The organism is Pseudomonas sp. FEMGT703P (assembly GCF_002786345.1).
In the GTDB taxonomy this organism is placed as follows: Bacteria; Pseudomonadota; Gammaproteobacteria; order Pseudomonadales; family Pseudomonadaceae; genus Aquipseudomonas; species Aquipseudomonas peli.
Window position 1 is genome coordinate 147,965 of sequence record NZ_PGCM01000006.1, and the last position, 14,476, is coordinate 162,440.

Annotated in this window: 17 protein-coding genes; 2 read left to right on the top strand and 15 right to left on the bottom strand. The window is 62.2% G+C overall.

Annotation, left to right across the window (positions count from 1 at the left end; translation table 11 throughout):
• Positions 1–141: 141 nt before the first annotated feature.
• The gene (locus CUR33_RS10780; RefSeq protein WP_289239617.1) at positions 142–609 is read left to right on the top strand and encodes an Lrp/AsnC family transcriptional regulator; all 468 of its coding nucleotides are present in this window, start codon (positions 142–144) and stop codon (positions 607–609) included.
• A gap of 18 nt (positions 610–627) precedes the next feature.
• On the opposite strand, the gene CUR33_RS10785 is transcribed toward CUR33_RS10780, so the two are convergent.
• The 14 genes from CUR33_RS10785 to phnC all read right to left on the bottom strand — a co-directional run bounded on the left by CUR33_RS10785 (position 628) and on the right by phnC (position 12,460).
• Entirely contained in the window at positions 628–1,851 is a 1,224-nt protein-coding gene (locus CUR33_RS10785) for an MFS transporter (RefSeq protein ID WP_289239618.1), read from the bottom strand.
• Positions 1,848–2,612 carry a phosphonate metabolism protein PhnP gene (gene phnP, locus CUR33_RS10790; protein WP_289239619.1) on the bottom strand — a complete coding sequence of 255 codons (765 nt, stop codon included), beginning with the start codon at positions 2,610–2,612 and terminating at the stop codon, positions 1,848–1,850. The genes CUR33_RS10785 and phnP overlap by 4 nt, the downstream gene beginning before the upstream one ends.
• On the bottom strand, positions 2,603–3,187 hold the full coding sequence (phnN, locus tag CUR33_RS10795) for a phosphonate metabolism protein/1,5-bisphosphokinase (PRPP-forming) PhnN (protein ID WP_289239620.1): 585 nt from the start codon (positions 3,185–3,187) through the stop codon (positions 2,603–2,605). Before phnN ends, phnP begins: the two co-directional genes overlap by 10 nt.
• On the bottom strand, positions 3,187–4,332 hold the full coding sequence (locus tag CUR33_RS10800; RefSeq protein WP_289239621.1) for an alpha-D-ribose 1-methylphosphonate 5-triphosphate diphosphatase: 1,146 nt from the start codon (positions 4,330–4,332) through the stop codon (positions 3,187–3,189). The genes phnN and CUR33_RS10800 overlap by 1 nt, the downstream gene beginning before the upstream one ends.
• The gene (gene phnL / locus CUR33_RS10805) at positions 4,322–5,035 is read right to left on the bottom strand and encodes a phosphonate C-P lyase system protein PhnL (protein WP_108488097.1); all 714 of its coding nucleotides are present in this window, start codon (positions 5,033–5,035) and stop codon (positions 4,322–4,324) included. Before phnL ends, CUR33_RS10800 begins: the two co-directional genes overlap by 11 nt.
• Before the next feature lie 52 nt (positions 5,036–5,087).
• Positions 5,088–5,897, bottom strand: coding sequence for a phosphonate C-P lyase system protein PhnK (gene phnK, locus CUR33_RS10810; protein WP_289239622.1), 810 nt, complete (start codon positions 5,895–5,897; stop codon positions 5,088–5,090).
• Complete coding sequence (locus CUR33_RS10815) at positions 5,894–6,772, bottom strand: alpha-D-ribose 1-methylphosphonate 5-phosphate C-P-lyase PhnJ (RefSeq protein ID WP_282876451.1); 879 nt, start codon at positions 6,770–6,772, stop codon at positions 5,894–5,896. The genes phnK and CUR33_RS10815 overlap by 4 nt, the downstream gene beginning before the upstream one ends.
• Positions 6,769–7,860 (bottom strand): carbon-phosphorus lyase complex subunit PhnI, encoded by a 1,092-nt coding sequence (locus CUR33_RS10820; RefSeq protein ID WP_289239623.1) that lies wholly within the window; start codon positions 7,858–7,860, stop codon positions 6,769–6,771. Before CUR33_RS10820 ends, CUR33_RS10815 begins: the two co-directional genes overlap by 4 nt.
• The gene (phnH, locus tag CUR33_RS10825; protein WP_289239624.1) at positions 7,860–8,471 is read right to left on the bottom strand and encodes a phosphonate C-P lyase system protein PhnH; all 612 of its coding nucleotides are present in this window, start codon (positions 8,469–8,471) and stop codon (positions 7,860–7,862) included. Before phnH ends, CUR33_RS10820 begins: the two co-directional genes overlap by 1 nt.
• Positions 8,471–8,947 carry a phosphonate C-P lyase system protein PhnG gene (phnG, locus tag CUR33_RS10830; RefSeq protein WP_090251837.1) on the bottom strand — a complete coding sequence of 159 codons (477 nt, stop codon included), beginning with the start codon at positions 8,945–8,947 and terminating at the stop codon, positions 8,471–8,473. The genes phnH and phnG overlap by 1 nt, the downstream gene beginning before the upstream one ends.
• Positions 8,948–8,960: 13 nt before the next feature.
• Positions 8,961–9,665: a phosphonate metabolism transcriptional regulator PhnF gene (phnF, locus tag CUR33_RS10835; RefSeq protein ID WP_289239625.1), complete on the bottom strand. Its 705-nt coding sequence runs from the start codon at positions 9,663–9,665 to the stop codon at positions 8,961–8,963.
• A gap of 36 nt (positions 9,666–9,701) precedes the next feature.
• Positions 9,702–10,496 (bottom strand): phosphonate ABC transporter, permease protein PhnE, encoded by a 795-nt coding sequence (gene phnE / locus CUR33_RS10840; RefSeq protein WP_090251830.1) that lies wholly within the window; start codon positions 10,494–10,496, stop codon positions 9,702–9,704.
• 66 nt (positions 10,497–10,562) lie between these two features.
• The gene (phnD, locus tag CUR33_RS10845) at positions 10,563–11,567 is read right to left on the bottom strand and encodes a phosphonate ABC transporter substrate-binding protein (protein WP_090251828.1); all 1,005 of its coding nucleotides are present in this window, start codon (positions 11,565–11,567) and stop codon (positions 10,563–10,565) included.
• Positions 11,568–11,623: 56 nt separating this feature from the next.
• Positions 11,624–12,460: a phosphonate ABC transporter ATP-binding protein gene (gene phnC, locus CUR33_RS10850; protein ID WP_160088099.1), complete on the bottom strand. Its 837-nt coding sequence runs from the start codon at positions 12,458–12,460 to the stop codon at positions 11,624–11,626.
• 392 nt (positions 12,461–12,852) lie between these two features.
• Here phnC and CUR33_RS10855 point away from each other — a divergent pair, with 392 nt between their 5' ends.
• Positions 12,853–13,170: an Arc family DNA-binding protein gene (locus CUR33_RS10855; protein WP_160088101.1), complete on the top strand. Its 318-nt coding sequence runs from the start codon at positions 12,853–12,855 to the stop codon at positions 13,168–13,170.
• A 165-nt stretch (positions 13,171–13,335) separates the two neighbouring features.
• On the opposite strand, the gene CUR33_RS10860 is transcribed toward CUR33_RS10855, so the two are convergent.
• Positions 13,336–14,472 carry a sodium ion-translocating decarboxylase subunit beta gene (locus tag CUR33_RS10860; RefSeq protein WP_090251820.1) on the bottom strand — a complete coding sequence of 379 codons (1,137 nt, stop codon included), beginning with the start codon at positions 14,470–14,472 and terminating at the stop codon, positions 13,336–13,338.
• Positions 14,473–14,476 lie beyond the last annotated feature (4 nt).

The window sequence follows — 14,476 nt, forward strand, 5'->3', positions numbered from 1 at the left end:
TAAGCCTAGTGCGGGATCACCACACAAGGCGCATGGCCAAGAATATGAACGGAGCGCGCGGCTTTTTTATTTCTTTTTGCTGGCCGTTTTGCAGATACTGCGCATGATTAATCCAAGAAAAACAAAAAATTCGGAACAGTCATGCAAGAAAAACTCAACCCCATCGACCGCAAGATTCTCCGCCTGCTGCAACACAACGCCGACCTCTCCGCCGCCGAGATCGCCGAGAAGGTGGAGTTGTCACAATCGCCTTGCTGGCGGCGGATTCACCGCATGCAGGAAGACGGCATTATCGAGCGCAAGGTTGCCCTGCTCAGCCACAAGCAGCTGGGCTTCAGCATCACCGTATTTGTCGATATCAAGCTGTCGGCGCACGGGCGCAGCAACCTGGAAGAATTCGAGCGCGCCGTGGTCGGTTACCCCGAGGTGCTGGAGTGCTTCACCATGGCCGGCGGCTCGGATTACCTGCTCAAGGTGGTGGCCAAGGACATCGCCAGCTACGAACGCTTTCTGCGCGACCACCTGCTGCAACGCCCGCATGTGCACGAAGCGCACTCGCATATCGCCATGAGCGAGGTTAAACGCACCACCGAGTTGCCGCTGGATTAAGGTGTGAGATCGCCTTGCCTATGCCGCCTCCGCACGCGGCTGGCGCAGGGTGCGTTCCGACTGCGCTTTGCCCGCCCACCACAATGCCAGCGGGCCGAGCAGCAATAGCAGGCCCATCAGGGCAAAGGCCGCCCACCAGCCGAGGAGGCTCTTGTCGCCCAGCACATCCAGACTGATGCCAAACAGCAGCGGGCCGAGGAAGGCGCCGCTAAAGCCGGTGCAGGAATACAGCGCCATGGCCGCACCGCGGTGGCTGGCGGGTGCGACCTCGATCAAGCCCGCGGTCAGCGATGACGAATCGGCGGTGACGGCGATGCTGTAGAGCAGCACCAGCACCAGCATCAGCCAGAACGGCAAGGCCGCACTCAGGCCGATAAACAGCGCCAGCACCGTCGAGCTCAGCATCACCGCGATCAGCCAGCGCTGCCGGCCGAAACGCAGCGCCAGCTCGTTGCCGAAGATGCTTGCGGGCATACCAATCAGGGTCACCAGCATCGCCACCGAGGTGCCGGACAACCAGGGATCGCTGCCCTGCAATTGCCCGGAAAACACCACGAAGGCCACTACCCAGGCGCGCAGGGCGAACAGTTCCAGGTTATGCACCGCATAAGCCACGCAGTAGGCGACAACCGCGCGGTTTTTCAGCGGCGCCAAGTCCAACAGTTTGCGCGGCCCGTGTTGCACCACCGCCTTCGGCTGCAACCCCCAATAGACCATGGCCCAGGCCAGTACGGCGCAGACGCCGCTGAGCAGCGTCGGTAGCTGCCAGCCGCCGAACTTGGCCAGCTCGCCGGCGAGGATAAACGACAGCGCAGTGCCCAAGCCGAAGCTCGCGGTATAGAACGCCACCGCGCGCGACTGCGCCGGCCCTTCGATCCGTTCGGACAGCGCCTTGAGCCCCGGCATATAGGTGCCGGCCAGGCCAACGCCCGCCAGCACACGCCAGGCCAGTGCGGACCAAAAGCCATCGGCAAAGACAAAGCCGGCATTGGCCGCGGCAGTCAGAAGCATCGCGGCGAGGTAGATCAACCGCGCATCGTATTTGTCGGTGAGCCCGGTAAGGATCGGCACCGCGACCATATAGCCGAGAAAGAATCCGCCACCGATCCAGCCCGCCTGGGTATTACTCAGCCCCCATAGCGCCTGAAAGTCCGGCAGCAAGGCGGCAAACAGGGCAAAGCCCGCCATGCCCAGGGTTTCCGCGCCGCACAGCAGCAGAGTGGTGCGGCGGGCGTTATTCATAACACCCGTCCGTCAAAAGCCAGGCTTACGCCAGCCGGCAAGGCGTCGGGGTTATCTAACAGCCAGGCGTCAAAGCTGTGGCCGATATGGGTCAGCACGGTTTCTCTCGGTTGCAGCTGCTCGACCACTTCCAGCGCGCGGGTCAGGTCGTTGTGGTTGCGCGGGGCGATGGGCTGCGGCGCCGTAGAGCAATCCAGCACCAGCAGATCCAGCGGCTGCTGGCGCAGCACCTCGGCGCTGGCGTCCGGCACGCCGAGGGTGTCTGTCAGATAGGCGATACGCCGCTGTTCACCACTCGCCGTTAAGCCTTGCAGTAGATAACCAAAGGTCGGTTTGGAGTGATTAAGCGGCAGCGCCGTGACGCTTAACTCACCCAGTTGCCGCCGCTCGAAGGCGGCAAACGGCTGGCTGAAATCGAGAATACCGGGGTGCTTGTACAGGTCGGCCAAGCCTTCTGGATCATCCGGGCCATGCACCGGAATAATCAGCCCCTGACCCCAGCGCAGGTGCAGCAAGCCCTGAGCGTGATCGGCGTGGTAATGGGTTTGCAAAATGCCACTCAGGCTATGGGGTGCGAAGCGCTCGCACAAATCGGTCAGACCCGAGTCGATCAGCCAGCGCTGCGCGCCGCATTCTATCAGCGCGCAGCAGGGGCCACGGCGCCGCGCGGGGTACACCCGGGCGCTGTCACAGGCGGCGCAGCTGCAGTTGTACACCGGCACCTGACGGGCATCGCCGGTGCCGAGCAGGGTCAGGCGCATGCGCGCGCATCGCTAAGCAGTTGCAGCAACTGGGTGACGGTCTGGTCGAGCGGGCCGGAGTTATTCAACAACCATTGCGATTCGCCTTCGTCGCTATCCCCCGCCACCGTGGCAGAAGGAAGTTGCAGTTCGCGGCTGCGCGCCAGGCGGGCCTCGATCTGCTCGGCGCTTTCACGTCCGCGCGCGTGCAGGCGCTGACGTAGGGCTGCTTCATCCACCTGCAGGAGAATCGCCAGCAGTTCGGGATAGCGCTCGCGGGCCTGGGGCAGATAGCCGCGCGAACCATTCACCAGCACATCCTGCCCCGCCGCCAGCCAGTCGTCGATCTGCCGGGGAATGCCATAGGCCAGGCCGTTGGCGCGCCAGCTCAGGGCAAAGGCGCCGGCGGCTTCCTGCTGATCGAACTCGGCCGGCGACACACCAATGGCGTCCTCGCCCACCGCTTCCGCCGAGCGGGTGATGATCCGCCGGACGATCACACAACCCCGTTCGGCCAAGCGCTCACGCGCGGCATTCAGCAGGCTGTCCTTGCCCGAGCCCGAAGGCCCCATCAGATAGATCAACCGGCCACTCATCAGAACACCCTTTTCGCTTGTCGCCAGACTTGCTGGATCACCGCCTGGCCCGCATGCACCTGCGCCTGCACCAGGTCGGCACGCAGGCCGACGCGGATTTCGCCGCGATCATGCAGCCCCGCCGCCTGTGCCGGCACGCGGCTGACGGTGGCAATCGCTCGCGGCAGATCATAGCCGTTGTCCTGCCCGGCCAGCAGCAAAGCGGCCTGCAGCAGGCTGGCCGGGTAGTAGTCGCTGGAGAGGATATCCAGCACCCCCTGCTGAGCCAGTTCAGCGGCGGCGATATTGCCCGAGTGCGAACCACCGCGCACGATATTCGGCGCGCCCATCAGCACCTTCAGGCCCAGCTCGTGGCTGGCCTTGGCGGCTTCCAGGGTGGTGGGAAATTCGGCGATGGACATGCCGAAACCCGCCGACTCCTGCACATGGGCCAGGGTGGCGTCATCGTGGCTTGCCACAGAAATACCACGGGCCTGGCAGTCGGCCACAATGCTGCGGCGCTGACGGTCGCTGTACTGCCGCGAGTTACCCACCTGCTCGACGATAAAGGCATCCATCTCCGCTTCGCTGAGGTGGTACTTGCCCATGTAGTACTCGCGGTATTTGTCTTCCTTGGCGAACTGGCGCTGGCCCGGCGCGTGGTCCATCACCGAGACCAGCTGCACCAGCGGGTGCTCGACCAGATCGCGAAACACCGCGAGGGTCTCCGGATGGCAGACCTCGCAGCGCAAGTGCAGACGGTGATCGGCGCGCATATGCCCAGCCGCTGCGGCTGAAGCAATCGCTTCGAGCATCGCTGGCAATTGCTGCATGCGTTTGCCGCGCGGGTTTACGTCGCCAATTGCCAAGGCATCGAACACCGTGGTGATGCCCGCCGAAGCGATCTGCGCATCGTGGGTCAGCACCGCCGAAGCCGATGGCCAATCCACCCCCGGCCGTGGGCTCATGTATTTTTCCAGGTTGTCAGTGTGCAGCTCGACCAGGCCGGGCAGCAGGTAATCACCGTTCAAGTTCTGCGCCTGGGGCAAGCCGCTAACGCCCTCTTCTACTTGGGCGATCAGGCCGTCACACAGCACCAGGGTGCCGACAAACTCCTGCTCGGCGGTGATGATCCGCACGTTGGTAAGAATCTGTTCAACCGGCATATACGTACTCCTGCTGCGCCGCAGCGCTCATATCAAGGTAACGATCGGCCACCGCCTCACGGGCGGCGCGGTCGTGGAAGATGCCGATCAGCGCGCTACCGGCGGCCTTGGCTTCATCGATCAGTTCCAGCACCACCTGGCGGTTGGCGTCGTCCAGGGAGGCAGTGGGTTCATCCAGCAGCATCAACGGCCAGGCGACCATAAAGCCGCGGGCAATATTCACCCGCTGCTGCTCGCCGCCCGAGAAGGTGCCGGGGGCGAGTTGCCACAAGGCCTGGGGGATATTCAGGCGGCTGAGCAGGCTTTTCGCCCGCGCTTCGGCATCCGCTTTGCTCCAGCCACGGGCCAGGGCCGGCTCCATCACCACATCCAGAGTGGCGACCCGGGGAATCACCCGCAAAAACTGGCTGACATAGCCCAGGGTCTGCCGGCGTACCGCCAGCACCTGGCGCGGTTCTGCACCCACCAGCTCAACCCAGGCGCCGTTATGCAACACACGAATGCTGCCGCCAGCGGCCAGGTAGTTGCCGTACAGGGTGCGCAGCAAGGTTGACTTGCCGGCACCGGATTGTCCGTGCAGCACCAGGCACTCGCCGGCGCGCACGCTGAAATGCAGCCCGCTCAACACGTTCAGCACCACGCCGTGCTGCTGATGCAGGGTGAAGGTCTTGCTGAGGCCAGAGACCTCGATAAGCGTATTCATGATTGACCTCATATTGACCGGCAGCCCGCATGCAATCCGGGCTACACACACGTCAGGGCTGTAGGACAGATGACACCAGCAACTGCGAATAGGGATGCTGCGGGTCATCGAGAATCTGATCAGTGAGCCCGGCCTCGACCACATGGGAGCGGCGCATCACCATCAGCCGATCCGCCAGCAAGCGCGCCACCGCCAGGTCGTGGGTGACGATCACCACCGCCAGGTCCAGCTCGCGCACCAGGCCGCGCAACAGGTCGAGCAGACGAGCCTGCACCGACACGTCGAGGCCGCCAGTGGGCTCGTCCATAAAGATCAGACGTGGGCTGGACACCAGATTGCGGGCGATCTGCAAGCGCTGCTGCATGCCGCCAGAGAAGGTGCGCGGCAGGTCGTCGATACGCAGTGGGTCGATCTCCACCTGTTTCAGCCAGTCGATACCGGCCGCGCGCAACTCGCCGTAATGGCGCACGCCCTGAGCCATCAGCCGCTCGCCGATATTGGCCCCGGCAGACACGCCCATGCGCAGGCCGTCACGCGGGTTCTGTTCAACAAAGCCCCACTCGGTGCGCAGCAGCGTGCGCCGCTGTGCTTCGCTGGCGCTGTACAGATCAACCCAGTTGCCGGTTGTGTCGCGATAACTGACCGTGCCGCGATCCGGCGGGCAGCGCCCGGAGAGCAGGCTGAGCAGGGTCGACTTGCCCGAGCCGGACTCGCCGACGATACCGAGCACTTCGCCCGGATACAGGTCGAACGACACGCCCTGGCAGCCCTTCTCCAGGCCATACAGGCGGGTCAGGTCACGCACGCTAAACAGCGGCTGCGCCGTGTCGGTGTGCAGGTGCATTTTCTCGGCAGCACTCATTGCTCGCCCTCCTCTTCAAGGTCACGGCGTTGCATGCAGTAATCGGTGTCAGAGCAGACGAAGCGCTTGGTCCCGGCGTCGTCGACGATCAGCTCGTCGAGGTAGGAGTCCTGGCTGCCACAGAAGGCGCAGCATTCGTCCCAACGCTGGATCTCGAATGGGTGATCTTCGAAGTCCAGACTCACCACGCGGGTGAACGGCGGCACTGCATATAGGCGCTTCTCGCGGCCAGCACCGAACAGCATCAGCGCCGGACTCATGTGCAGCTTGGGGTTGTCGAATTTGGGGATCGGCGAGGGGTCCATCACGTAGCGCTCATCGACCGTCACCGGGTAGGCGTAGCTGGTGGCGATATGGCCGAAGGTGGCAATGTCCTCGTACAGCTTCACGTGCATCACGCCGTAGTCTTCCAGCGCGTGCATGGTGCGGGTCTCGGTTTCCGAGGGTTCGATAAAGCGCAGCGGCTCAGGGATCGGCACCTGATAGACCATGATCTGATCGCCACTCAGCGCAGTTTCCGGAATCCGGTGACGGGTCTGAATCACTGTCGCCTCGGGGGTGCGGGTGGTGGTTTTGACGCCGGCAGTGCGGGCAAAAAAGCGGCGGATCGACACTGCGTTGGTGGTGTCATCCGCGCCCTGGTCGATCACTTTGAGCACATCGTCAGCGCCGAGAATCGCGGCGGTCAGTTGCATGCCACCAGTGCCCCAGCCATAGGGCAGCGGCATCTCACGGCCACCGAAGGGCACCTGATAACCGGGAACCGCAACGGCCTTGAGCAGACCACGGCGGATCATGCGTTTGGTTTGCTCATCGAGGTAGGCAAAGTTATAGCCAACCTCAGTTGCATACTGCGTTTGGGCCTGGGCATTCATGCGCGTTGCTCCTCGGCAGCCGGCTGCTCGCACGTCTGCTTGCGCAGTTTGCGGATCAGTTCCAGCTCGGATTGGAAGTCGACGTAGTGCGGCAATTTCAGGTGCGAGACGAAGCCGGCGGCCTCAACGTTGTCGCAGTGCATCAGCACGAACTCTTCCTGTTGCGCCGGACCTTCGACCTCTTCGTTGTACTCGCCCGCACGCAGCGAACGGTCAACCAGGGCCATGCCCATGGCCTTGCGCTCGGCATAGCCGAAGGCCAGACCGTAGCCACGAGTGAACTGCGCCTGCTCGGCACTCTCACCAACGAACTGGTTGACCATCTCGCACTCGGTGACTTCGATATCGCCCAGCGGCACGGCAAAGCCGAGTTCTTCCGGCTCCAGCCAAACTTCGACCTCGCCGATGCGAATCTCCCCGGCAAAGGGGTGATTGCGGCCGTAACCGCGCTGGGTGGAATAACCCAGCGCCAATAAGAAGCCTTCATCGCCTCGGGCCAGTGCCTGCAAGCGCTGGGCGCGACTGGCGGGAAAATCCAGCGGCTCACGGGTGATATCCGCCACCGCTGCGCCATCATCGGCCTCGCGGGCCATCAAGCCTTCGTCGGCGAGAAAATCCAGCACCCGTGGGCACGGCGACAGTTCAGCCTGCGGATCAACTTGCGGCCCAGGCTGTTCGCCCTCGGCCAGCAGGGCAAAATCCAGCAGGCGGTGGCTGTAGTCGAAGGTCGGGCCGAGCAGTTGGCCGCCGGGCAGGTCCTTGAAGGTGGCCGAGATGCGCCGGCTCAGCTGCATCTGCGTGGTGTCCAGCGCGGCGCTGGCACCGAAGCGCGGCAACGTGGTGCGGTAGGCGCGTAGCAGGAAGATCGCTTCCATCAGGTCACCGGCCGCCTGCTTGATCGCCAGCGCCGCCAACTGCGGGTCATACAACGAGCCTTCGCTCATCACCCGGGCGACGGCCAGCGGCATCTGCTCGCGCACCTGCTCGACACTGAGTTCAGGTATGGAAGTATCACCACGGCGCTTTTTCGCCAGCAGTAAATGGGCATTGTCGATGGCGCGTTCGCCACCTTTAACCGCGACGTACATCAGGCAGCCTCCTCGGCATTGAGCAGCACACGGGTGCTGCGCGGCAGGCCGATGACCTGCTCACCAGCGGCGAAGAAAGCATCCAGGCCACGGGGAAACGCACTGCGCGCCTGACGCTGCTGCCAGAACACCGCCGGCAGCGGCAACTCGACGCAACGTACGTCCTTGATGCCCGGCCCACGCCAGCGCAGCGCGTCACCATTGCTGAGGGCGTCGAGCTGGATCAGCAGGGTGCAGGACTGGTCCGGGTAGCGCTCGCTGCCATTGTCGAAATCCGACAGGTCCGTCAGCTCGCTTTCATCGAGCAGGGCAAACAGCGCCAGTTCGCGTTCGGCAACAATCGGGCAGCCGCAGTGAAAGGCCAGGTTGGCGCGGATCGCCGGGGTGTCGAAACACGGCGCCAGCCACAGCGGCGTGTCGCCATCGAGAAACGCCAGGCACAGGGCATAAGTAGCCGGTTGCAGGTTTTCCAGGGCCAGGGCGCGGTTAAGCGGTTGTATCAGGCCTGGCTCAGCCAGCGCCTTGAGGGCGCTGCGAAAGCTGGTCTGCGCATCCAGCACCGGGTCATTGAAGGCCGGTTGCAGCCATTGCGAGCTATTCGCCGCGTTCATCAGTCTTCTCCTCTGACCAGGGTAAAAAATTCCACCTGAGTGGTGGCGGTTTCGGCAGCCTTGGCCGCCTGTTGGGCATGCTGTGCAGCTGCCAGGGGTTCGATCAGTCGGCTTAGCCAGTGCGGCTGTTCACTGCCCTGCAAATGCGCGTCTGCCAGAGCCGCCAGTTCGGCATGCTGCTTGTCGCGCCCGGCCACGTAGCTGTAACCGGTGCGACCATCAGCCAGGCGCACCACGCAGCGGGTCACGCTCATCTCGCCGAGGTTGAACGGGCTGCCGGTGCCGCCCATGCGCCCGCGTACCAGGGTCATGCCAATTTCCGGGGCGCGGATCAGGCGGTAGTCGGCTTCCTTCAACGCCGACTCATAGGTCGCCAGTTGGCCACCGGCGCGGGCGAGTACACCCATCCAGCGCTGGCGAATGGCGATCTGCGGATCGCTGTGCAGCAGGTTGCTTTGCGGTCGTGCGCGGTTCATCAACGAGCCTCCATCAAAGGGCGAGCTGGTACTGGAAACGGTCGGCGCGGCTGGTCGATAACGACAGCTCCACCGGCCGGCCGGCCAGATCGCGGGAAAGGGTTTGTACGCTCAGCAGCGGCGCGTGGCGGGGCATCAGCAGGCGCGCAGCCTCGTCACGGCTGGGCAGGCGTGCGCCGATCAGACTGAAGGTGCGCGTCAGCGGCAGTCCGCGCTGGCTGAGGTACTGGCGCAGCGAACCACCCTGGTAGTCGGCCAGCAGATCGCTATGTTCGGTACTGAAGGCATGCCGAATCAGGCTGACCGGCTGGCCTTCAATCAGGCGCAGGGTGCTCAGCTCCAGCAGTTGCGCACCACTGGGCAGTTGCAGGTACTCACGCTCCTCGCAACCGGCAGGACGCAGACGGCTTTCCAGCAGATGCGCCTCGACCTTGTGACCAAGTGCCGAAAGCGAAGCGCTGTAGGCACTGCCAGCCTGCATCGGATAAATCAGCGGCTTGGCCAACACCCGCGTGCCCTTGCCCTGCTGGCGCAGCAGGCGGCCTTCGAGCACCAGCTCATCCACCGCGCGGCGCAGGGTGTGGCGGTTGACGGCAAAACGCGCGGCCAACTGCACCTCGGCCGGCAAATAATCGCCAGGGCTCATGCGCTGCAGCTCATCACGCAGCACGGCAGCCAGTTCGCGGTACAGCGGCTCAGGTTGTCTAGACAAGTGCATGGCTAATAAAGGGCATCCGCAGATGCCCGTTCTCCGTCAGATAAATTGTTTACGCAGGCGCTGCGAAATGATGTCCAGCAGGCTGACCACCAGGATGATCACGATCAGCAGGGCGCAGGTCTGGGCGAACTGGAAGCCGCGAATCGCTTCCCAGAGAATCACCCCGATGCCGCCGGCACCGACCATGCCGACCACGGTGGCCGAACGCACGTTGGATTCGAAGCGGTACAGCGAGTAGGAAATCCACAGCGGCAGAACCTGCGGAATCACCCCGTAGATGACTTCCTGCAGCGCGCTGGCGCCGGTGGCGCGCACACCTTCAACCGGGCCGGGATCGATGGCCTCGACCGCCTCGGCGAAGAGTTTGGCGAGCACCCCGGTGGTGCCGATAAACAGTGCCAGTACACCGGCGAATGGACCCAGGCCAACCGCCACCACGAAGAGCATGGCGAAGACCATTTCATTGATCGAACGGCAGGCATCCATCACCCGGCGGATCGGCTGGTAAACCCACCACGGCACAATGTTTTCCGAGCAGAGAATGCCCAGCGGAATAGCCAGAACAATCGCCAGCACCGTGCCCCACAGGGCGATCTGCACGGTGACGATCATTTCCTTGAGGTACAGCTCCCAGTCGCTGAAATCGGGCGGAAAGAAGTCCGCGGCAAAGGTCGCCATGTTGCTGGAGTCACGGATCAGCGCCAGCGGATTCATTTCCGCGCCCTGCCAGGACCAGGCCAACACAACGAAGAACAGCCCCCAGCCGATCAGCTGCAGCCAGGAACGCTTGGCAATCAGGTCGGGCGTAGGTGCGGTGGTCAAAGTGGTCATAACAACATCTCGAATCAAGCGGCAGAAGAAAACGACCCGCCGTGGGCGGCGGGTCGAGCACTGCGATTAACCAGCGCTGGCAGGGCTTTGCTTGGCGATTTCAGCCATGCGCTTTTCCAGCTTGGCCAACTCGGCATCCAGCTCCTTGAGCTGAGCCTGCTTGTCATCAGCGTTGAGCTTGTCGCTGTTGGCCACTTCGGTGCGTTTCTTGAACAGTTCCAGCTGGCGGATCGGCAGCAGCTGATCGTCATCGGACGCCTTGAACTTGGCCCACTGCAGACCAGCCAGGACTTTCTGCTCGGCCGGCTCGTCGCCATAGGTCATAAAGAAGTCACGCAGCTTGTTCTTGGTGGCGTCGTCCAGGTTCTTGCGCCAGACCATCGGGTCAGACGGGATAAGCGGCGAGGTCCAGATCACTTTCAACTGAGCGGCCTTGTCCGGCGCAGTCACTTGCAAACGCTCCATGCCTTCGCTGTTGAAGGTGCCGACATCGACCTGCTTGTTGGCCACCGACAGGGCGTTGACTTCATGGCTGCCGTTGAGCGCGCGTTTGAAGATCTTGTTGGCGTCAGCATTGTTCTGCGCGAACACGTAGTAGCCTGGTACCAGATAACCCGAGGTGGAATTCGGGTCGCCGTTGGCGAAGGTCAGGGTCTTGGCATTTTTCAGCATGTCTTCGATCGAATTGATCGGGCTGTCCTTGTGCGCCACCATCAGGCTGTAATAGCCCTGAGTGCCGTTGGCAGCTACGGTTTGGGCGAAGATCTGCCCATTGGCACGGTCCACTGCTTCCATCGCAGCCTTATTGCCGTACCAGGCCATGTCGACTTTGTCGAAACGCATGCCTTGGATGATCCCAGCGTAGTCAGGGGCGAAGAAGGCTTTGATCTTCAGGCCGGTCTGCTGGCTCATGTCTGCCAGGAAGGGGTCCCACATGCTTTTCAGGTTCTGCGAGGACTCGGTGGAGATGATGCCGAAATTGATTTCCTGCTCAGCGGCCTGGGCGGCGCCCAGAACCGAACCGGCCAGCAGCGTGGACGCGGCGAGAACGCGACTGATACGTTTGAACATGCAAAGCACTCCTAGTGCAGATGGACATACAGGGGTTGGCATAACAGGGGAGCGGCTCAGGCTTTGGCCAGAGCCAGCGGGACTTTCGGTTTGCGCGCACGGCGCGGTTTCTCAGCGGTTTGCGGCTCGTCTAACAGCTCGGCCCCGTAAAGATCGTTAAGGAAGTTGGCATGCAGCTCAGCGGCGGCGCCGTCGTAATGAATCCGCCCCGCTTTCAACGCCACGGCGCGCTGGCAATAGCGCATGGCGTAATCGACCTGATGCAGGGTGACCACCACGGTGGTGCCGTCTTCACGGTTGATGTCGGCAAGAATCTGCATGACCTTGCGCGCTGATTCGGGGTCGAGCGAGGCAATCGGCTCGTCAGCCAGAATCACCTTGGCGCGCTGGCAAAGGGCACGGGCAATTGCCACACGCTGCTGTTGACCACCGGACAAGGTTGAAGCGCGCTGCTGCGCCAGATCCGCCAGCCCCACGCGAGCCAGCGCCTGCAGTGCACGCTGTTTTTCTTCGGCATTGAACAGGCCGAGGGTGCCGCGCCAACGCGGCATGCGCCCCAGGCAACCAAGCAGCACGTTCTGCAGCACGCTGAGACGACCGACCAGGTTGAACTGCTGGAAGATGTAACCGATATCGGCACGCAGACGGCGCACTTCGCCATTCAGGCGGCCTGCGGCCTGCACTTCACGGCCCAGTACTTGAATGCTGCCACCGCCGCTGCGATCGCAGCAGGCCAGGCCGGCAACATGACGCAGCAAGGTCGACTTGCCGGAACCCGAGGCTCCGATCAGCGCCACCATTTCACCGGGTTCTACGGACAGCGCCAGATCAAACAGCGCCTGCTTGCGGCCGAACGTTTTGTTCAGGCTCTCAACCCGGATCACTGCGCTCATGGAATGCCTCCTTTTATTAGCGGTTACACCGCGGCTAGCAGCCGCCTTCTGGTGTAGACCAAGGTAGGCAAATCCTGTGTCAGGCCGATTAATGGGCCGTGACACTTACGTGACCATTGCTTGAAGTTTTTTCTACGCGAGGGTGAATTTCCTTGCTTTTTGCACAGCACGGCGCATTTCTGATGACTGGTGCTGGCATAACGCCTTTACTCACCGCAAAATGCGACACGCAATTGGCGTCAATTTACCGACCAAACGACTACAGAGTCATACTTGATCTAAGCGGCTTTCTGGCTGAACGGTTAGTGCTATAGGCGGTCAAACCGGTGACAATCCTATAGCCCATTGCCAGTATCGCTTTCCTAAACTAACCGGTTTAATGTACGCGCCCTATGAAACCAGCACTCTATTCCAGCCGTACCGCTGACAAATTCGTAGTTCGTCTGCCCGATGGCATGCGCGAACGCATTGCGGATGTCGCACGTAACCATCACCGCAGCATGAACTCGGAGATCATTGCTCGCCTTGAGCAAAGCATGCTCCAGGAAAGCGCTCTGGGTGATGACCTCAACATGCGCTTGGACAGCCCAGATCTGTCCTTGCACGAACGTGAGTTGTTGCAACGCTTCCGCCAGCTGTCACGCCGTCAGCAGAATGCCCTGGTGGCATTGATTGCTCACGACGCCGAGATGGCTGCCGAAGAAGACTGATTGCGCTGCACAAAGAAAAACCGGCCCAGGCCGGTTTTTTTGCTGCCAATAAAAAATGGCCGGGAGCCATTTTTAACGTTGCTCCGCAACGGCCTGCAAGGTGGCCGCCAGGGATGGCAGGCAATAAAAAACCGCCCTTAGGCGGTTTTTTATTGCGCGTGACAGTCAGCCTACAAAGCTGAGCAGCACACCCGCCGCCACTGCCGAGCCGATTACCCCAGCCACGTTCGGACCCATGGCGTGCATAAGCAGGAAGTTCTGCGGGTTGGCTTCCAGCCCCACCTTGTTCGACACCCGCGCCGCCATCGGCACCGCAGAGACGCCGGCCGAGCCAATCAGTGGGTTGATCTTGTTGCTACTGAATACATTCATCAGCTTGGCCATCAACACCCCCGCCGCGGTACCGGCGCAGAACGCCAGCATGCCCAAACTGAGGATGCCCAGGGTTTTCAGCTGCAGGAAGGAATCAGCCGACAACTTCGAACCCACAGTCAGGCCGAGGAAGATAGTGACGATATTGATCAGCGCATTGCGCGAGGTGTCGGCCAGACGCTCGACCACACCGGCCTCACGCAGCAGGTTACCCAGGGCGAACATACCGATCAGCGGCGCCGCATCGGGCAGCAGCATCCCGATCAGCAAGCACAGCACAATCGGGAAGATGATCTTCTCGGCCTGCCCAACAGGGCGCAGCTGCTGCATCACGATGGCGCGTTCTTCCTTGGTGGTCAGTGCACGCATGATCGGCGGCTGAATCAACGGCACCAGCGCCATATAGGCATAGGCCGCCACTGCAATCGGACCGAGCAGATGCGGAGCCAGCTTGGAGGTCACGAAAATCGAAGTCGGGCCGTCGGCACCGCCGATGATGGCGATGGAAGCAGCCTCCTTGAGAGTGAACTCAAGCCCGGGAATACCCAACGCTGTCAGCGCCAACGCGCCCATCAGCGTGCCGAAAATCCCGAACTGCGCCGCAGCCCCCAAGAGTAAGGTCTTGGGGTTGGCCAGCATCGGCCCGAAGTCGGTCATGGCGCCGACGCCGAGGAAGATCAGCAGCGGGAAGATACTAGTGGGCAAGCCCACCTCGTAGATCATATGCAGGAAACCCGCACCCTCGGCCATATTGGCCACCGGGATGTTGGCCAGCAGACCGCCAAAACCAATCGGCAACAGCAGCAGCGGCTCGAAGCCCTTCTTGATCGCCAGATAGATCAGCAGGATGCACACCGCCATCATAAACAGCTGACCCGGCTCGACGTGGTACAGGCCGGTGCTCTGCCAAAGCTTGAGGAGCTTATCCATTACC